Here is a 19,226-nt window from a genome sequence, read left to right as displayed (position 1 = left end):
TTCTCTATAAAAAGCTTGATAAAATAAAAAAGAGCAATCTTAACGATTACTCCTTTATACAAATTAATAAGCTTTTGCAAAGTAAACAACTTTTTTAGCTGGTTTACCACAAATTGGACAAACATCTCCAAATGGTTCTTCATCTTCTTTGATACATCTTGATGTAGCACCTGTTTCTTCTTTGATTTTAGCTTCACAAGCATCATCTTCACACCACATCATACGAATGTATCCTGCTTTAGTATTTAAGATTTCTTTAAATTCATCATATGTTTTCGCAGTTCTAATGTTTTCATCTCTAAATTTCAATGCTTTTGCATACATTTCATCATGAATTTGATCTAATAATTGATGAATTGTATTTGGTAATTCTTCATTTAAAGCATATGTTTCTTTTGTACCATCTAATCTTTTAGCTAAGACACATTGTCCTTTTTCAATATCTTTAGGTCCAATTTCAAGTCTTAATGGAATTCCTCTCATTTCAGCATCTGCAAATTTATAACCTGGTGTTTTATCACTAGCATCCACTTTAACACGAAGTCCAGCTGCTTTTAATTGTTTTTCAATTTCATAAGCCTTATCTAAAACACCTTCTTTATGTTGCATAACTGGAACAATCATCACTTGAATTGGTGCCACTCTTGGTGGTAAAACAAGTCCATTATCATCTCCGTGAACCATAATGATTGCTCCAAGTAAACGTGTTGATGCTCCCCAAGAAGTTTGATAAACATATTCTTGTTTATTATCTTTATTTAAGAATTTAACATCAAAAGCTTTCGCAAAACCTTGTCCAAAGTAATGTGATGTTCCTGATTGTAAAGCTTTTCCATCATGCATTAAAGCTTCCATTGTATAAGTTTCTTCAGCCCCTGCAAATTTTTCACTTTCAGTTTTACGACCAGTGACCATTGGAATTGCAAGTAGATCTTGTGCTGTACTTCGATAAACTTCTAACATTTGTAAAGTTTCTTTTCTTGCTTCTTCTTCAGTAGCATGAATTGTATGACCTTCTTGCCATAAGAATTCAGAACCACGTAAAAATGGTCTTGTTGTCTTTTCCCAACGTACAACGGAACACCATTGATTATATAGTTTTGGTAAATCACGGTAAGAATTTACAATTTTTGCATAATGTTCACAAAATAATGTTTCAGATGTTGGACGAATAATTAAGTTTTCATCTAAATCATCTAATCCACCTTTTGTTACAACAGCACATTCTGGTGCAAATCCTTCTACGTGATCAGCTTCTTTTTGTAATAAAGATTGAGGGAGCAACATCGGCATATAAACATTTTCATGTCCTAATTCTTTGAATTTTTGATCCATATGTTTTTGAATTTGTTCCCACATTGCATAACCATACGGACGATAAATAATAAATCCTTTCACATCGCTATAATCCATTAATTCTGCTTTACGACATACATCTGTATACCATTTAGCAAAATCAACATCTCTAGCAGTAATAGCTTCATTTTTCTTGTTATTTGCCATCTTTTTTCCTCCTCTAAAATGCTTCTCTATTTTACTATAGAAATGATAAACAAGCAAGATTAGATCATCTGAATCACACTTTGTTTTTGTTTTCTTTCAACTACAAGTTGTCGTTCAATACGATCTTTTAAATCACTAACATGTGAGATGATTCCAATTAATTTATTTTCATGATGCAATTCCATTAAACAATTCATTGCTTGATCTAATGATTGACTATCTAAAGAACCAAACCCTTCATCAATAAAAAGCGTATTTAATTCAATTCCTCCAGCATAATCTTGAACCATTCTTGAAAGTCCTAAAGCAAGAGATAAAGCTGCTTTAAAGGATTCCCCCCCAGAAAGTGTCTTAATACTTCTAATATTTCCACTTTCTTGATCAAAAACATCTAATTCTAACCCTTGCTGACTTCTTCCTTTACCTGCATCATCTTTTCTTAATAATTGATATCTTCCTTGACTCAATTGTTTCATGATTACATTGGCATAAATCAACATATTTTCAAAATAAGTTGCTAGTACATATCTTTCAATCGACACTCTTGCATTATTTTTACCACTTGCTAGATTATAAAGATCTAAATATCTTTGATAAGTATCTTCATCTTTTTTTAATTGTTGATTGATTTTTTGAATATCTTTGATCATTTTTTCTTTTAATGAATAATCTATTTTTAATTTTTCTAAATCATCATTTTTTTCTCTCAATTGTTGATTTACTTCTTTAATTGTTTCACTTAAAGAAGATAAATCAACATATGTTGAATCTTTGACTTCATTTTCTAATGAAATAATTTGTTCATTTAAACTCTTTAAAGAAATTAAATAATCTCGATATTTCTTTTCTAAGATACTGATTTGATTGATTTGTGTTTTTAAATTTAAAAATTCTTCTTCATTTATAAATGCATCTAAAGCAGTATAATATTTATTATCTAATTCATCATATATTTCTTGTTCTTGAATAATTTGTTGATTCAATGACGAAATTTTTGTTTTTATTTCAAGATATTTATTTTTGACCTTTTCATAAGCCTGTTGAAAAGTTTCTATTTCTAATGAAAGTTGACGATATTTTTTTTGAATTTGTTGATAATTTTTATTAACTTCTCCAATTTCATATTGTCGCATTGAATCATCTAATTTACCAGATAATTGATGAATTTGTACTTGAATATTCTCTAGACTTTGTACTTGTTTTAATTCTTTACTTTCATAAGTAGACATATCTTTCAATGAAAGAGCCACACTCTTTTTAAGCTTTTGAATATATTTAAGTTCATCTTGTAATTCAAGATATTCTTTTTTCATTCTTTTTTCATCTTTTGATAAATGATCTAATTCTTTAATAAAGATTTCTTTAGATAACTCTTCTTGAATATTAAGTTCACTTGAAAGTTGTTTTGTTTGTTTAACAAGCATTTCCTTTTTTTGATTAGATAAGAGTATTTTTTGTAAGATATCTTGTAACCTATGTTCTTGTTGTTTTACTTTTTTAGCTTGTTGATCTAATTTTTCTTTTGTTATATCTTCTTTTTCAATTTGTGCCGGATGAGGATGATGTAAAGAGCCACAAATAGGGCATGGTTGATCCTCTTTTAATTGTAATGCAAAAATACCTGCTTGTTTTCTAAAATACAATTTTTCCATTTGATTATATTGCATTTTTTCATGATCAACTTGTTTTTCAACAACTGTATAGTCTTCTTGTAAATCACTTTTATTTTCATTAAGTTTGAGTATTTGATCATAATAATCCGACAATTGATGAACTTTTACTTTTTGTTCGTTTAAACGAACATATTGTTGTTTGATCAGTTCATATTTAGATTGTACTTGTTGTTCGCTTTGGATTCTTTCTTGATCTCTTTGCAACCCATTTTCAAATTTTTCTTTCTTTTTTAAAAAGAGTTTATGTTCTTCATCTAACATTCTATATTGTTGTTTTAGAGTTTGTAAGTTTTGATAATCATTTTGATATTGATAGATTTGATTGATTAATTGTTTCGTTTCTTGAATTTGGTTTTGTAATTTTTCTTTTGTTTGTTGTTTGTAGTCAAGAGAATTTGCTTGTACCTTTTTTTCTTGATAATCTTTTTCAAGTTTTTTTAATTGTTTTAAAAAATCTTCTTGATTTAAGTTTAAGGTTTGAAGTTTCTTTTGTTGTTTAATATAAGAAATATATAAATAATTTGTTTCTTGTGCTTTTTTTAAAGTATCTACAGTTTTATTTAATTCTTGATAGTCATTTTCTTGTTTCTTTAAATCTTGAAATTGTTGTTTTAAATCTTTTAATTGTATTAATCGTTGATTTTGCAAGCGATAGAGTTGTAATTGTTGTTTCTTTTGATCTAAATCTTTTTTTAAATCATCATATTCTTTTTGTTGACTTGCGATAAGTTTTGTTTGTTTAGATAAATATTCTTGATGATCTTCAACTTGTAATTCTTGCATCAAATCTTTCCTTTTATTCAATAACAAATCATATTTATCTTGATATACTTTCAAATGAACTTTAAGTTTTTCTTCTAACTTTTGATACGTTTCACTATGAAATAACTCTCTTAATACTTTTTCTCTTTCATCACTTGAAGCCATAATCAATTTTGTAAATTCTCCTTGAGCAATCATACAAATCTGTTTAAATTGTTGATCATCGACCCCTAATAAAGAAATCATTTTTTGATTGACTTCTTTAATACCTTCGACCATTTTGCCATCTGGTAAAGTAAGTAACGCTGAAGGTTGTTTAGGTGTTTTTTTCCCTTCTAGATAATATTTAGGATTTCTTTTAATTGTATAATTTTGTTGATGCAAAGAAAATGAAAATTCAACAAAAGTAGAAATTTCATTTAAGGCATGATCACACCTTAAACTGTCTGTTTGTCTAATTTGACCACTTGTTTTACCATATAAGGCAAAGATCATGGCATCAAAAATCATCGTTTTTCCACTACCTGTAGGCCCTGTAATTAAAAAGAGACCATCTTCTTGAAATGATTCAAAATCGATTGTGATTGTATCTGGATAAGGTCCAAACGCTGACAATGTAAGGCTAATGGGCATCATCTTCATTTACCTCCTCTAGTAATTGTTGAATAATTTCTTCACTTTCTTGACTCATTGCTTCACCTTTCATTTTTTCATAGAATTCTTTAAATATTTCTATTGGAGATTGTTTTTCAACATCTAAGGAAGAAGCTGTTTGATTTGTTTTAAGTTTTTCTAGTGATTGATAAGTAATTTGTAATAAATAAGGGTATTTTTCTTTTAAAAAATCATATGCGTGACCTATGACTTGTTTATCTAATAATTCTACCGCTACAAAATCATTTTCATTATTTGGATAATGTAAAACATCTTCATATTTTCCAACGACCTTCACTAAATCTTTTTGTGGCTTTAAAGGAATAATTTGCGTAGAAACCCCAGTTTCATCAATAGTTACTTCAACCATTCCTTTTTTTTGATGAACTTCATCAAATGAATACTTCATTAAACTTCCTGCATATCTTACATAATCATATTTAATTTTTTGACTTGCATGAATATGACCTAAAGCTACATAATCAAAATCTTTACATAAATCAACATCAATAATTTCACTACCACCCACGGAAAGAATTACTTCACTTTCACTTCTAATCACTTCTTTATTTCCCGCAATAAATTGATGTGTTACAAGAACTTTAGGATGGTCTTCAACAAATGTTTGTTGACTTAAATAATATGCAAAAGCATCCTGATACGTTTTTAAATCATCTTTTTCATATAAATAACGTATATAAGAAGGTTTAAAAAAAGGAACCAAATAAAAATAAACACCTTCTATTTCAATTGGTCTTATTTCTTTTTCAGGATAAGAAACAATATACAAACCTTGACTTTGAAGTAAAGAACTTGCAAAATCAAGTCTTTCACTGCTATCATGATTTCCTGAAATGATCAATACTTTTTTATGATAATGTAAAATCATTGTTTCTAAAAAATGATTTAAAGCGACTATACTTTCTTTAGAGGCAATTGCACGATCATAAACATCTCCAGCAATTACTAAAGTATCTATTTTTTTTTGAACCATATAATTCATCACTTGATTTAATAAATCAATTTGAATATCTAATAGATTATTTTGATAAATTATTTTACCTAAATGTAAATCCGCTAAATGTATAAATTTCATAATTCCTCCAAATCCAAACAATATATTCTTTTTATATAATCACCTTGATCAAAATCTTTCTTCAAACATGCAGGTACTTCTTTTGTTTCAAGATACTTAAATGGCAATGACTCAATAATCTTACGACTTGCTATATTATCAGGAGAACATGTAATCATTAATTGTTTAAATCCTTTTTCTTTTGCTTTATCAAACAATAATAAACAAGCATCTTTACTATAATGATGCCCTCGGTATTCCTTTTCTATCGTATAACCAATATGTCCATCATAATATCTTTCTTCATTACTACCTTCTCTTAAGACAATTCTTCCTACTTCTATATGATCGACCATGATTAAATATATATAATAAGGTTTCCAACCACGTGGAAGATTCTCTTTTTCATATGTTAAAAGTTCTAATTTCATAAAATCACCTATCCCTATTGTATCATGTATCTTTCAACAAATTAATATAATAATCTCTTTTAAATCCACTTATTTCCACTTTAAAAATTTATTTTACATATTCTTTATTTATTTAAAATATGCTATTATAGATAGTATGAAGTGGTAAATATGTATAATTTATATAAAGAATATCTAGAATACTTTGACTGGTTAGATAATCAAATACTTTTACGTTCTCGTGATAGAAAGCTTGAAAAAGCAAATAAAAAAAATGAAAATCTAATCAATGAAATAAAAGAAATGATTGATGAAACAAAAGAGAGCATTATCAAATACTCTCAACTAAAATTTCATGAAGAATAAATACTCTTTCTAAATATCAAATTTTAATTTTTTGATAAAAAAGAAGAAAAACACTCATAAAAAGTCAATATAAATAATGGAGGACTTTTTATGAACAAAAATAGAGAGAATTTTATAAAATATTCAAATGATTTATATTTTCATCATTTGCTTGTTGAAAATGAAAGAATTAGAACCCTTATTTGTCAAGAGCTTATTTTAGACAGGGAGATTGTTTCTACTAAATTAAAAAACGCACAACAATATGGTAAAAATTTCTATGAAAAGAAACTTATTTTAGATATTTTAGCTATTGATGATGTAGGTGATCTCTACAATATCGAATTACAAACTTATGGTTTAAATGAAGAGATACTTGTTCGTTTTGAACTTTACAATGCTGAACTTTTAAGACAACAAGTAAAACAGGGAGAAGATTATACGAGTGCTCATGTAGTAAGATCATTAATTATTAGTTATGGGCATATTCTAGAAAATACCCCTTATTATAAATGTCATTTTGAGATGGTTGATGATGAACATCATATTGTCTATCCATTTAATCGCATGGAAATAACAATTATTCAACTCGAATATATCAATCAAGTAATCAATGAAATGACGAGTTTTAATCAGTTGATGTATCTCTTTAAAAACGAAAAACCATATGATAAAATTGAAATAGATTATAGAATAAAGGAAGCGATACAAATGCATGACAAATATATATCTTCTGAAGAATCATACCTAGAATATCTTGATCGTTTAGATAATGAAATATTGCTTCGTTCTCGTGATAGAAAAATTAAAGAAGCGAATCAAAAAGCCGAGAAAGAGAAACAAAAAGCCGAGAAAGAAAAGCAAAAAGCGGAGGAAGCAAACCAAAGAGCTGAAAAAGCAAATAACGAAATAGATAGTATTCTTGATGAAACAAAGGAAAGTATTATTAAGTATATTAAAATGCAATTTCATGAAGATATCAGTGATTTTATAAGCACTTTTTCTAAACAACAAATTCGTAATCTTCAAAAACATCTATATGATTTTGAAGAATTTGAAGAATTAAAAAACTATCTTCAAAAATCAAAGGGTTTGTCAAGAAAAGTGTGTAAGTAATTTAAACATTACTAAAAAATAGGTTATTCAAGTTTGTGATTGTTTCTTGTAGTGTCACTAAAAGAACTTGTATTTAATGAACAGCAGTGTTAAAACTTATCTTTAATACTGCTGCTTTTTGAGTATATAAAAGGTTATGCAATATATGAATAATTGCATCCTTCTCAAATCAAAAGAATAAGCAGACTCGCTTATTCTTTTTAACTATCTTATTAATTGTCTTAATTCTCCAACATCAAGAGAATATCTTTCTGCTACCATACGATTTACTTTTCCAGTATTTACTAAAGTAGCAAGTGATGCATTTAATGTTGTCATTCCTTCATTTCTTCCAGTTTGAATCATTGTATCTATTTGATGACCTTTATTTTCCCTAATTAAATTTTTAATAGCGTCATTAGCAATCATGATTTCTAAAGCAGCTGCTCTTCCTTTACCACTTGCAAGTGGTAAAAGTTGTTGAGTAACAACCGCTTGTAAAACAGAGGCTAATTGAGCACGAATTTGAGCTTGTTTATGAGGAGGGAAAACATCAATAATACGATCAATTGTTTTAGGAGCACCAATAGTATGAAGCGTACTAAATACAAGATGGCCTGTTTCAGCTAAAGTAATAACTGCTTGAATCGTTTCATAGTCTCTCATTTCTCCAACAAGAATAACATCTGGATCTTCACGCATGGCACTTTTTAAAGCTGTATCAAAAGAATCAACGTCTTCATAGACTTCCCTTTGATGAATAAGAGCTTGTTTTTGTTGATATACATATTCAATTGGATCTTCAATGGTAAGAATATGACAATTTCTCATTGAAGAAATAAAATCAATCATTGCTGCTAAAGTTGTTGATTTTCCACTTCCTGTAGGACCGGTTACTAGAACAAGTCCTCGAGGAAGTAAAGCCAATTTATGTAAAACATCAGGTAAATTTAATTCTTCTAATGTCTTGATTTGTTCATTGATGATACGAATTGCGGCTGTCATATAACCTTGTTGAAAATAAATATTAACACGATGTCTTCCTAAATCATTTACATAGACAAAGTCAGCATCTTCATGTTTTTCTACAATCTTTAAAATTCGATCTTTACACATTGATAAAATCATTTCTTTTATTTCTTCATTACTAAAAGCTTGTTCAAATCCAATAAGTTTTCCATCTTGTCTCAATGTTATACCTGTATTTTCACCAATATGGACATCACTACATCCTTTAATTCTTGCATCATTTAAAATATCATTAATATTTGCCATAACATTCCCCTTTAATCAATATAAGCAATAATCTTATTGAATTCATCTACTGTTGTTTTACCTTCTTTAACTAGTTTTAAAGCTTGATCTCTTAAAGTTTCTACTCCTTGTTCTTCAACAAGATATTTCATAATATCATCTATTTCTTCTTGATTAGAAATCATTTTACGTACTTTACTATCTATTTCAATAACTTCATGAATAGCAATTCTCCCCTTATAACCTGTTTGATTACAATGAGGACAGCCTGTTCCTTTAGAAATATATTTAATTCCTTCTTGTAAAGCTAATCGATCAGATAAAGAAGTGGCTACTTCCTTTTTACAATAAGGACAAACCTTTCGCATTAAACGTTGAGCAACAACACCTACTAAACTGTTAGCGACCATATAAGGTTCAACACCCATTTCTTCAAGTCTAACAATCGTACTAATAGCATCGTTCGTATGTAATGTACTGACAACCAAATGTCCTGTAATAGCTGCACGAACAGAAATTTCAGCAGTTTCTTTATCACGAGTTTCTCCAACCATGATTACATCTGGATCTTGTCTCATTAAAGCACGCAATCCTCTATCAAATGTAAGACCAGACATTGTATTGACTTGCATTTGATTAATACGATTTAATTTTCTTTCCACAGGATCTTCAATCGTTGAAATATTGATTTGTCCTTGAGCTAATTTTTCAAGGATCATATAAAGTGTTGTAGTTTTCCCACTTCCAGTAGGACCCGTTACATAGATAATTCCATGTGGCATAGACATCATATGATTCACTTTCTTAAAGTTTTCTTCTGTCATTCCAAAAGTACTTAAGCGGTCAATAGTACTATTAGAATTCAAATAACGCATAACAATCTTTTCACCAAAGATGGTAGGAATAACAGATACACGAATATTTAATTCAACTCCATCAATTACTCCCATAAAATGACCATCTTGAGGTAATCTTTTTTCAGCAATATCCATGTTAGATAAAATTTTAATTCTAACAATCAAAGCCGCTTGTATATTTTTATTTAAATCTAAATAATCAACAAGCATTCCATCAATACGCATTCTTACATGCAATTTATCTTCAAATGGTTCAATATGAATATCAGAAGCACTTGTATTATATCCTCTAATTAACAATGAATTTAATAATTTAACAACAGGTGTATCATCTTCATTCGCATCAAATAAATTTAGATCCTCTTCTACTTCAGGTAAAGTCGATTCATCAATATCAGCTACTAAATTCAAAGTATCAACATCTGAATAATATCTTTCAATAGCAATTTGAATATCTGCTTTTGTTGCAAGTGAAACACTAATACGACAACCTGAAACAAGTCTTACATCTTCTAACCCATAATAATTTAAAGGATCACTTGTTGCTACTGTTAACACATTGTCATTAAAAGCATAACCAATGACATTATATTTTTGTGCCATTGCTTCAGGAACCTTTTTAACAGCATTAATATCAAAATCTATATTATCCAATGAAACTAAAGGTTCAGCTAATTTATCAGATAAAGCTTCTAACATTTGTTGTTCACTAACAAAACCTAAATCTATTAAATGTTCCCCTAATCTTTTACTTCTATCTTTCTTTTGGGCATCTAATGCAATTTGTAACTGTTCTTCATTAATATACCCATATTCTTTTAATACTTCACCTATTGGTAAACTTTTCATGTGTTAACCTCCTCACCAATACTGTACCGTATTCCAAAAATTCTTTGGATAAAAAACATCATGATATGGAACTGTATCCTCAAAAATATCTTTTATAGCTACAATAAAAGAATTTAAGCCTTCCTTTTTACAATAAACAATATCTCCATTTATATACGAACTACATGAATCCCATTCATTATCCAATTTTATCCACCCATTCGCAGGACCATTCGGTGGTAAATTTGTATCTACACACGCCATCCATAAATCATAAAAATCACTATCGTATGAACTTTCTTTTTTTATAATATCTCCTTTTTTATATGATTTTGTTGCATCGTATTCCTCGTATCCCTGTTTTGTTATGCTCATCAAAGCATCATTATACTTTTCATCAGATAAATATTTCTTCACCACTGTTTTTAATGTATTATTATACGTATTATCATATGTATTATTTTTTACTTTTGCAACTACATCTGGATTATTTATATCTCCCAAACAATCCCATTGCCCAATTTTATCATTATAAGGAGGATGATTAGAATCAAAATAGTCACTTTTGCACTGATAATATTTTTTATCATATATGACTATATCACCTTTATCATATGCACTATTTATATCAAAATTTCTATCTAATTTTTTCCAAGAAACTGCTGAACTTCCAGGATATTTATCATTATGGTAATCATTCACTTTTTGCCACCAACTATTATTGTACCAAACAATGTCACCTTTTTTATAGCTATATCCAATATCATCGTGATAAACACCCCAATAATTATTAGCATCTATATTAAAAATAATATCAGCTACTGTACCATCTTTTGTTTGATCTGTATCAGTTGAATCGTCTTTTTTTTCTTCATCTGGTTTTATTTCGGAATAATCTTTCTTATACCAAACTCTATATTTTTCGTTATTTTTTTCAGTATTTCTTTCATTAACAACAGAAACTTTACTTAAAACATTATTAAATGGATTGTATGTACTATCTGCCTTTTTTGTTTTCTTTAGATTCAAGAATTCAAAAGTATGTGATGTCCTATATTTTATCTCATTATTCTTCTTAAGATAGATTTTCATATCTAATCTATATCCGTTTTTAAATCCATTAACATTTATTTCCAGTTTTCTTTTATTATAATAATAATCTTCATCAAATACAGCTACTCCATCTCTATATAATTGGCCATTTTCAACATAAATACTATGCCAATCATTTCCACCGGGCTGATTTTCTTGTATCCTTACATCTGAAGAATATTCAATTTCAGAATTAATAAAATCCAAAATACCATCACCCACAGATTTATCAGTAGATAAAGCTGTTGTATCTTGAAAATAACCTAAAGAATTAATCAAGATGCCACCAGTAATTGTCATTAAAATAGATGCAATCAATAGAACAACAGTTATTTCAACCAATGTCATACCTTTTTTATTAAATTTTATCGACATCTTAATCTCTCCTCCTTATTCTTGTGCACTTATTTTTTGCCATCTTGTAGCATAATATTTAGAATTGAAATCAGAAAATTTTGAATAATTTTTTAAAAAATCTTCTCTTTTATATATATTTTTTTCACCATTATCTAATTTATCATATACATACCATTCATCCGTATCTTTTGAATTATTATTATATATTGCTTGTATAGTATTTGGTAATTGAACATCATTATGATTGTATAAAGCTATAAAAATCTTATCCTTATAAGCATCATTATTTTCAAATATATCATATAGTGAATCAGTACTTTTAAATGTAGGTATAAGTGTTGGATAACAGTAATTTTCCCCATTTGTACCCGGATAAACATTCTTACTTTGGCTATAAATATTATCATTCCATTTTCCAAGTGCCTTTGCAGTATTTTCAGTAATAGATGGCATTTCTGTTTTTGTTGGATAATATCTCGCTATATAAACTTCTCCTAACTTATCCACAAGGTTAGTGTTCGTATTAATTCCTAATTTAATGAGTTGTTCTTCTGTAGTATACTGTAAAAGGTACTCTCTTATATATCCCTTTACTCTATTTAAATTATCTGCTGATCCGCATTTTTTTTCTTTTAAATAATCTCGTATTTCTTCCATCATTCTACAATACGATTTATATAACCCTGTTGCTACATCTACACTTGGCTCATCAGGAGCAACCGGTTTAAGTGTTGTATTACTTGTAAAAGTTCTTAATTGATTATCAGAAAATTGATTACTCGTTGCTCGATAAACACTTCCTTGTAGAAATACTTCTTGACTCGTTCCTTTATAAAAATAAACTTGTGCTGTGGCTTCTTCACATTTTACCTTTACATCATCTGTAGAATCTACTTCCCCATTTTCATCCGAAATAAGTGCAGCACGTACTTTACTTGTTGTTTCATTGTATTGATTTGATTGAGAAAACAACCGATTAACTGTAACAAATCCTTGTACCATTATAAGTGATGCAGTTGATACAATAAGTAAAGAAACAACAACTTCTATAAGTGTCATACCTTTAACATTTTTCTTTATTTTTTTCATGATGAAGCCCCCTCATATCTATAAATATTCCATTGGTTTCCATCAGTTTCCTTTTTCATAATAGCCTTAACAGTTGAAGTTTGTTTAGAATAAGTAGCTTTTACTACAATTGTTAACTGATTATTTTGATTTCTAGTAATTGTAACATAATTTACAGTCCCAATTTTTTTATTAGAAATCTTAATATCACTACCTTCTATCCTTTTAACATCACCATCATTTGCAGGAATTAATTTTCTTGTATTTTCTGCTATAGTTTGATCTTGACCTTCAAATGTTTCAGATGATGTAGATTGACTTATTTGATTTACAAGTGCTTGAGCAACAGACTGTGCTGTTAATTCAGCTTGTGTTTTAGACTTATATTGAATTGCTTTGTTATAACTTATATATGCAAAAGACAAAGAGGCACCTACAATGACTACAAGAACCATAATCAATGTAATTGCCCATACAATTGTTGATCCCTTTTTATTGTTCATTGTTTGCACCTCTTTTACTATTTTTCTACCATATAAACTGTATATGTAATTGTTAAATCCAAGTTACCTGTTGAATTTTCATAGGCAACAGAATTAATATGTAAACCACTCATATTTTTAACATCTTCAATTAAATTGAGTAAATTAGCTTTTGTTCCTTTACATGTTTGAGTAACAACACATGAATAAACTAAAGCATTGGATGATTTAGATTCATCTGTATTATCATTTGCGTTATCAGATGAATTATCATCACTCTTTTTACTTGATAAATCTGTTTGTGTTATTTCAGACATTGTTAAATTAGTAGGACTAATTTTATGTTCTATTGTTAGATTTGTAATCAATTGATCAATATCTTCTTTTGACATAAGATTGTAAAATTGATCATTTAAAGCTTTAATTTCTTGATTAACATTCATAATTTGTGTTTTGATATCTTCTGTTGAAGAAGATGAACTTGTTCCTTTTAATTCAGTAAGTTGTAATTCTAAACTATCTTTTGAAGACTTTAATGATGTATGCGACGTTAATTGTGGTTGTAATAAAATCAACCATCCAAAACAAACAATCAATAAAATCACTAATATATAAATCAATGTCTTTTCTCTAGAAGAAAGTTTTTTAAATGAATCTTTAATCTTGTCCACTTGTCGTTCCTCCTTCTAATGTACATGTAATCGATGATTTATAAGTAATTGGTGTTGTATTCGTTACTGCTTGTGTTGTTGTCGCACCTGTTGTAGGATCTGTTACGGTTTCCGTTGTTTCACTAACACCACCATCTTGAGTATACCCATTGTAATCAACTGTTTTAAAAGTACCTGATTCTCTTAGTGTTCTTACTGTTTCTTCACAGCCATTAACTTTAGAAGCTGTTACAGTAAGTGATATAGCTCCTGTTTCTTGATTAAATGATATTGAATCAATTGTTAAGTTCTTACATGATTTATCAATTGTTTCTAAAATACCTTTATCAATTTGAGGGTATTTTGATAATGTTTGTGTAATTGTTTGTAAGTTTGTAAGTTGTTCATTGAGCTTACTTAATTCTTTTTGTTGATCAGAATTTGTATTAGATGCTGTTGCAGCAAGAGCCTCTTCTATTTGTGTATGCAATGTATCAACATCCTTTTGCAAGTTCCTATTAGTGATTGTTAAATAAAGTGTACTTGTCGCAAAAATAAGAATGAGTAAAACAGGTAATGCGATAAGCAAGATTGTTTTAGAATTTGTATTTATTTTTTTCTTTGTTTTATAGACAGATAAAAAATCAATATCTTTGTTACTGTTTCTTGCCATCTTATCTCCTCCATAAACTTCCTACAAATAAATATTTATGAATAGGAAAATTATTATCTTTACTACAAGTATAGTTTGTTGGTTTAAAACGAGATGTCTCAATACTCAAATTAGAAGAAATAGTTGACATCAACATATCTTCTTCATAAGTTTCTAGCCCAGCAAAATAGATTTTTTCTAATTGAGCATCTTTATAAGCACCTTTAGTAAACTGCATTAATTTAGTAAGTGAATTGGATAATTCAGTAATAAAAGCAACTGTTCCACGATCAGAGAAAATACGTGTTCTATTAGCTATTTCATATTGTCCATTAATAAATAAATAATGAATAACATCTTGTCCATTGATTACTGTTAAAACATAAGATAGATTTGTTAATTTAAGAATAGATTCTGTTAATTTAATAATTGAATTTGTCATAATATCAATTGATTCTAATGAAATTCCCATTTCATCAAACAAATCAATATACGGCTTTAAAAACTCTCTTTCCATTGCCGCACACAAAACAAGTTGACCTTCTTTACCCTCAACTTTATCTTTTATAACAGCATAATCATATAATAAATCCGTATATTGACTTTCAACATCAATAAATTCATCCTTTACAAATTGAAGCATTTGTTTATGAGAAACTTCTGGTAAAACAGAACACTTCACTAAAATTTGTCCACTATCAACAACAAGTCTCACACTATCAACATTTTCTTTTTTTAAATCAAGTAAAACATCTCTAATAGGTTGATCATCAAGAATATTCCCATCTAACATTGTTCCTTCAACAAATTCAAATTCTTTGTAAGAAGAAATATGAATATTATTCTTTGAAACATTTCCTTGAACCATTTGTAATCCTTTTGTTGATAAAAATACAATATAACTCATAATTCCTCCTACATATTTCCTACATTGTTATACAATGTATAAATTGGTAATAATACAGATATAATAATTAAACAAATAACAACTGCTAAAAAGATAATCATTAATGGTTGAATAAGGGTAATCATTCTTTCTGATGCTTGTTCTGCTTCAAAATCAAAATCATCTGCAAGAGTAGTAAGCATTGATTCCAAACGCCCACTTTCTTCTCCTACAAAAATACTACTTGTTAATTTAATATCAAAACCATCAATGTCCTTGATTGCTTGAGATAAACTTTCCCCGTTTCTTAATTTCTTAATAGCTCCGTCAAACTGTGATTCAATATAAACATTACCAATCGTTGTTTTAGCAATATTTAAAGCATTAACAATAGACATCCCACTTGTGTATAAAGAACATAAAGTTCTCGCAAATCTGCTCGTATAAATTGTCATCAACAATTTACCAAACTTAGGAATTTTTATTTTTAATTTATCTACTTGAAAACGTACCTTTTCTACTCTAAGTAAAGCAATAAAAGTGACAACCAAACCTGCAGCAATCAATAAGACAAAATACCAATAATCTTGTAAAAACTTAGAAATACTAATATTGATTTTAGTAATCAATGGTAATTCAACATTTTTAAAAATATCAAAGAAAGAAGGAAGCACTGCTAAATAAACAATCAACAAAACAGCAATTGTAATAACAATCAAAATAATAGGATACATCATTGCTGACTTTGTTTTACCTTTAATACGATGATCCTTAGAATACTGATTAGACATCGTTAAAGCCGTTTTATCCATATCCCCACTTGCTTCACCTGAACGATACATTTGAATCATTAAATTAGGAAAAGCAACACCTTGAGCTTCCATAGCAGCGGATAAAGTATATCCTTGTTGTAACTTTATATAAATATTTTCATAAATTTTTTTTATTTTTTTATTATCTTCTCTTCGAACCATAATAGAAAAAATACGAATCAAAGATAAACCAGAAGCAAGCATTGTTCCTACTTCTCTAGAATAAGCTGATAATTCATTTAATTTCATTTTATACTGATTAACAGTCTTTTTAGTGACATCTTGGCAACTTACTAAAAATAAATTTTGTTCTTTAAGCTTTCTCACTAAATCATTTCGATCATCAGCTTCTAACGTTCCTCTTATTGTTTTAGCTGACATATCTTTCGAAATATATTTAAATGTAGCCATTCTATCACCTCTTTACATCATTAAATTTAAATACCAACTTATAATTTCACTACCATAAGATAAAGCAATAAAAATACCAATTGATAAATAAGGACCAAAAGCAATATGTCCTTTTTTATTAATCTTTTTACTTACCAATAAATAAATACTATAACTTCCTGCAAGTAAAATACCAATAAAAGCAGCAAGTAAACTATACTTCCATCCTAAAGCTATTCCTGAGACAAACATTAATTTAATATCTCCACCACCAAAAGATTCAGCAATTAAAACATTTAATAAAATCATTGGTACAGAAATACAAAACATTCCAATAATGCTTTCTAACAAAGACATATGTCTTACATACATTAAAACAATAGATACAAGAAGCATAGCTATATTTAAACCATCAGGAATAATCATTGTATCAAAATCAATCATTGTAATCGCAAGTAAAATCATCGCAATCACAAACATTAAAATCGTTTCAATACTAAAACCAAAACGATAAAAACAAAACATACCAATCAATCCACCAAAAATTTCAATCAAAAAACCTCTAATAGGAATCGAAGTATGACAATAACGACACTTACCCCTTAAAAAAATATAACTTACAATAGGAACCAAATCACACCATTTTAAAGTCTCACCACAATGATCACAATGACTTCTTCCCTTGACAAAACTCTCGTTTCTAGGAACACGATCAATCACAACATTCATAAAACTCGCAACACACATTCCTATTAAAAACATATATACATAAATCAAAATAATAATTGAATCCATAAAAACCTCATCTAATCAAAATTATGATTACTATCAGTACTTACAATCTTTACATCCTTATTCTTTGTGAGTGTAGCTTCAATATGATGACCATCATCACTGATCCAATACATTTTATAAGTATTGCCATTTCTTTCTACATCAACATCATCTAACTCTGTCTTTTTCGCAATAATACCTTTTAATTGATTATTATCTGCAGTAGCAATTGTATTACCACTCAATATATCTTTAATATAATTATCTATAGCATCTTCACTAGGATTATCTGTTGCCTTATACTTAGCCACTTCCGTTTCAACCACTGTATAAATAGAATGTGCCTCTTGAATATAGCGAGACTCTTTAGCTTCATTTACATAACCAATTACAGAAGGTACAGCAATCGCAGCTAAAATAGCTAAGATTACTAATACAACAATAATCTCTACCAACGTAAAACCTTTCTTATTTTTCATCTTCCTCACCCTAATTAACACTTACTGTTATATCTTTATTTCTTTTAATTACAGAATAAACATTCTTTCCATCATCGCTTTTAAAATTAACATAGTACTCTGCATTATCTTTTCCAATATGACTGCAAGTACCAAACGTCACATTTTGAATATCCGTTTTTTTTGTTATTGTTTCTGTTAATTCTTTTTTATACTCAGTATTATTATAAGTATCATCATTTAATTCATTGCCTAAAGCTTTATACCTTGCTTCCTCTGTTTGAATAACTGTATAAATAGAATGAGCTTCTTCAATATAGCGTGTCTTTTTAGATTCATCTACATATCCAAGAACAGCAGGTACAGCAATAGCAGCTAAAATAGCTAAAATCACTAACACAACAATAATTTCTACCAACGTAAAACCCTTGTTATTCTTCAATCTTTCCTTCATATGCCCATTCCCCTTTTTTGGTTATATTATAACACATATATACAAAATTTCTAATAATCCAACAATTATCTATTATTATAATTACAAGAAATAATTAAACAAAAATGGCTTATAATAATATAAGTCATTTTAATATGCTAATTATTGGCTAACAGAAAGAATATCTACTTTCTTATTTTTTGTTATTTGTGCGTCTATTATTTTACCATCTTCACTTGTCCAATTTAAAATATACATCTTTGAATCATTAGATGAATGGATATTACTTACTTTAGGTATTCCGGTTTTTTGAGAAACAATTCCTTCACCCACTTTATTAAAATCTGATTTATCACAAATTTTAGCATACATATACTCTTCCGCTCTATTATAACCCGATGGTTTATCTGTATAATCTATTTCATTTGCAAGTTTTGTTTCTTCAACCTGAATAACAGTGTAAATAGCTTTAGCTTCTGCAATATATTTTTCTTTTTTAGCTTCTTCGACATATCCTAAAACAGAAGGAACAGCAATTGCTGCAAGTATTGCAAGAATAACTAATACAACAATAATTTCTACTAATGTAAATCCTTTTTTATTAAATCTTTTAATCATTTAAATCACCTCAAATACATATAGAAATACCACTACTTATAAAGGTATATTAAATTATCCGGTGCTTAGAGGTTCGCTCTAAATTATTAGGCGGAGTA

General features: G+C 28.3%; 19 protein-coding genes. 2 read left to right on the top strand and 17 right to left on the bottom strand.

Annotated elements, in window-relative coordinates; translation table 11 throughout:
- Positions 1 to 63: 63 nt before the first annotated feature.
- From proS to HUU89_RS11355, 4 genes are read right to left on the bottom strand one after another with little or no spacing between them, the layout of a single operon-like run.
- Positions 64 to 1,503, bottom strand: coding sequence for a proline--tRNA ligase (gene proS, locus HUU89_RS11370; protein WP_119362937.1), 1,440 nt, complete (start codon positions 1,501 to 1,503; stop codon positions 64 to 66).
- Positions 1,504 to 1,562: 59 nt separating this feature from the next.
- The gene (locus HUU89_RS11365; RefSeq protein WP_175301812.1) at positions 1,563 to 4,574 is read right to left on the bottom strand and encodes an AAA family ATPase; all 3,012 of its coding nucleotides are present in this window, start codon (positions 4,572 to 4,574) and stop codon (positions 1,563 to 1,565) included.
- Positions 4,561 to 5,688, bottom strand: a complete 1,128-nt coding sequence (locus HUU89_RS11360) for an exonuclease SbcCD subunit D (RefSeq protein ID WP_175301811.1) — start codon at positions 5,686 to 5,688, stop codon at positions 4,561 to 4,563. Before HUU89_RS11360 ends, HUU89_RS11365 begins: the two co-directional genes overlap by 14 nt.
- Complete coding sequence (locus HUU89_RS11355) at positions 5,685 to 6,098, bottom strand: GNAT family N-acetyltransferase (protein ID WP_032091649.1); 414 nt, start codon at positions 6,096 to 6,098, stop codon at positions 5,685 to 5,687. The genes HUU89_RS11360 and HUU89_RS11355 overlap by 4 nt, the downstream gene beginning before the upstream one ends.
- 150 nt (positions 6,099 to 6,248) lie before the next feature.
- Between HUU89_RS11355 and HUU89_RS11350 the strand changes: the two genes are divergently transcribed.
- Positions 6,249 to 6,443: a hypothetical protein gene (locus HUU89_RS11350; RefSeq protein WP_147580747.1), complete on the top strand. Its 195-nt coding sequence runs from the start codon at positions 6,249 to 6,251 to the stop codon at positions 6,441 to 6,443.
- A 90-nt stretch (positions 6,444 to 6,533) separates the two neighbouring features.
- Positions 6,534 to 7,538 carry a PD-(D/E)XK nuclease family transposase gene (locus HUU89_RS11345; protein WP_147580748.1) on the top strand — a complete coding sequence of 335 codons (1,005 nt, stop codon included), beginning with the start codon at positions 6,534 to 6,536 and terminating at the stop codon, positions 7,536 to 7,538.
- 204 nt (positions 7,539 to 7,742) lie between these two features.
- Here HUU89_RS11345 and HUU89_RS11340 read toward each other — a convergent pair whose 3' ends face one another.
- From HUU89_RS11340 to HUU89_RS11280, 13 genes are all read right to left on the bottom strand, one after another.
- The gene (locus HUU89_RS11340; protein ID WP_370771790.1) at positions 7,743 to 8,783 is read right to left on the bottom strand and encodes a type IV pilus twitching motility protein PilT; all 1,041 of its coding nucleotides are present in this window, start codon (positions 8,781 to 8,783) and stop codon (positions 7,743 to 7,745) included.
- 20 nt (positions 8,784 to 8,803) lie between these two features.
- Entirely contained in the window at positions 8,804 to 10,477 is a 1,674-nt protein-coding gene (locus tag HUU89_RS11335; protein ID WP_175301810.1) for a GspE/PulE family protein, read from the bottom strand.
- 12 nt (positions 10,478 to 10,489) lie between these two features.
- A complete protein-coding gene (locus HUU89_RS11330; RefSeq protein ID WP_175301809.1) occupies positions 10,490 to 11,923 on the bottom strand; it encodes a type II secretion system protein in 1,434 nt (477 codons plus the stop codon).
- 15 nt (positions 11,924 to 11,938) lie between these two features.
- The gene (locus HUU89_RS11325; RefSeq protein ID WP_175301808.1) at positions 11,939 to 12,994 is read right to left on the bottom strand and encodes a type II secretion system protein J; all 1,056 of its coding nucleotides are present in this window, start codon (positions 12,992 to 12,994) and stop codon (positions 11,939 to 11,941) included.
- Positions 12,991 to 13,476: a hypothetical protein gene (locus HUU89_RS11320; RefSeq protein ID WP_175301807.1), complete on the bottom strand. Its 486-nt coding sequence runs from the start codon at positions 13,474 to 13,476 to the stop codon at positions 12,991 to 12,993. Before HUU89_RS11320 ends, HUU89_RS11325 begins: the two co-directional genes overlap by 4 nt.
- 17 nt (positions 13,477 to 13,493) lie before the next feature.
- Positions 13,494 to 14,126, bottom strand: coding sequence for a type II secretion system protein GspM (gspM, locus tag HUU89_RS11315; protein WP_032091654.1), 633 nt, complete (start codon positions 14,124 to 14,126; stop codon positions 13,494 to 13,496).
- Entirely contained in the window at positions 14,113 to 14,778 is a 666-nt protein-coding gene (locus HUU89_RS11310; protein ID WP_175301806.1) for a hypothetical protein, read from the bottom strand. Before HUU89_RS11310 ends, gspM begins: the two co-directional genes overlap by 14 nt.
- Before the next feature lies 1 nt (position 14,779).
- Positions 14,780 to 15,664, bottom strand: coding sequence for a type IV pilus biogenesis protein PilM (pilM, locus tag HUU89_RS11305; protein WP_032091656.1), 885 nt, complete (start codon positions 15,662 to 15,664; stop codon positions 14,780 to 14,782).
- Between the two features lie 8 nt (positions 15,665 to 15,672).
- Positions 15,673 to 16,866, bottom strand: a complete 1,194-nt coding sequence (locus tag HUU89_RS11300) for a type II secretion system F family protein (protein ID WP_175301805.1) — start codon at positions 16,864 to 16,866, stop codon at positions 15,673 to 15,675.
- A 12-nt stretch (positions 16,867 to 16,878) separates the two neighbouring features.
- Positions 16,879 to 17,640 (bottom strand): prepilin peptidase, encoded by a 762-nt coding sequence (locus HUU89_RS11295; protein ID WP_147580756.1) that lies wholly within the window; start codon positions 17,638 to 17,640, stop codon positions 16,879 to 16,881.
- 11 nt (positions 17,641 to 17,651) lie between these two features.
- Positions 17,652 to 18,098: a type II secretion system protein gene (locus HUU89_RS11290; RefSeq protein ID WP_175301804.1), complete on the bottom strand. Its 447-nt coding sequence runs from the start codon at positions 18,096 to 18,098 to the stop codon at positions 17,652 to 17,654.
- Positions 18,099 to 18,108: 10 nt separating this feature from the next.
- Positions 18,109 to 18,531, bottom strand: coding sequence for a type II secretion system protein (locus HUU89_RS15335; RefSeq protein WP_175301803.1), 423 nt, complete (start codon positions 18,529 to 18,531; stop codon positions 18,109 to 18,111).
- Between the two features lie 141 nt (positions 18,532 to 18,672).
- Positions 18,673 to 19,128: a type II secretion system protein gene (locus HUU89_RS11280; protein ID WP_175301802.1), complete on the bottom strand. Its 456-nt coding sequence runs from the start codon at positions 19,126 to 19,128 to the stop codon at positions 18,673 to 18,675.
- Positions 19,129 to 19,226: the final 98 nt, after the last annotated feature.

Origin of the sequence: Faecalibacillus sp. H12, from assembly GCF_013361255.1 — a bacterium.
Taxonomy (GTDB): domain Bacteria; phylum Bacillota_I; class Bacilli_A; order Erysipelotrichales; family Coprobacillaceae; genus Faecalibacillus; species Faecalibacillus intestinalis.
The sequence above is the reverse complement of the archived record's forward strand: the minus strand, read 5'-3'. Positions and strand labels throughout refer to the sequence as shown.

Bases quoted from the DNA above. Each gene is read 5' to 3' on its own strand.
- proS (WP_119362937.1), bottom strand. From the start codon at position 1,503: ATGGCAAATAACAAGAAAAATGAAGCTATTACTGCTAGAGATGTTGAT.
- HUU89_RS11365 (WP_175301812.1), bottom strand. From the start codon at position 4,574: ATGATGCCCATTAGCCTTACATTGTCAGCGTTTGGACCTTATCCAGAT.
- HUU89_RS11360 (WP_175301811.1), bottom strand. From the start codon at position 5,688: ATGAAATTTATACATTTAGCGGATTTACATTTAGGTAAAATAATTTAT.
- HUU89_RS11355 (WP_032091649.1), bottom strand. From the start codon at position 6,098: ATGAAATTAGAACTTTTAACATATGAAAAAGAGAATCTTCCACGTGGT.
- HUU89_RS11350 (WP_147580747.1), top strand. From the start codon at position 6,249: ATGTATAATTTATATAAAGAATATCTAGAATACTTTGACTGGTTAGAT.
- HUU89_RS11345 (WP_147580748.1), top strand. From the start codon at position 6,534: ATGAACAAAAATAGAGAGAATTTTATAAAATATTCAAATGATTTATAT.
- HUU89_RS11335 (WP_175301810.1), bottom strand. From the start codon at position 10,477: ATGAAAAGTTTACCAATAGGTGAAGTATTAAAAGAATATGGGTATATT.
- HUU89_RS11330 (WP_175301809.1), bottom strand. From the start codon at position 11,923: ATGTCGATAAAATTTAATAAAAAAGGTATGACATTGGTTGAAATAACT.
- HUU89_RS11325 (WP_175301808.1), bottom strand. From the start codon at position 12,994: ATGAAAAAAATAAAGAAAAATGTTAAAGGTATGACACTTATAGAAGTT.
- HUU89_RS11320 (WP_175301807.1), bottom strand. From the start codon at position 13,476: ATGAACAATAAAAAGGGATCAACAATTGTATGGGCAATTACATTGATT.
- HUU89_RS11310 (WP_175301806.1), bottom strand. From the start codon at position 14,778: ATGGCAAGAAACAGTAACAAAGATATTGATTTTTTATCTGTCTATAAA.
- pilM (WP_032091656.1), bottom strand. From the start codon at position 15,664: ATGAGTTATATTGTATTTTTATCAACAAAAGGATTACAAATGGTTCAA.
- HUU89_RS11300 (WP_175301805.1), bottom strand. From the start codon at position 16,866: ATGGCTACATTTAAATATATTTCGAAAGATATGTCAGCTAAAACAATA.
- HUU89_RS11295 (WP_147580756.1), bottom strand. From the start codon at position 17,640: ATGGATTCAATTATTATTTTGATTTATGTATATATGTTTTTAATAGGA.
- HUU89_RS11290 (WP_175301804.1), bottom strand. From the start codon at position 18,098: ATGAAAAATAAGAAAGGTTTTACGTTGGTAGAGATTATTGTTGTATTA.
- HUU89_RS15335 (WP_175301803.1), bottom strand. From the start codon at position 18,531: ATGAAGGAAAGATTGAAGAATAACAAGGGTTTTACGTTGGTAGAAATT.
- HUU89_RS11280 (WP_175301802.1), bottom strand. From the start codon at position 19,128: ATGATTAAAAGATTTAATAAAAAAGGATTTACATTAGTAGAAATTATT.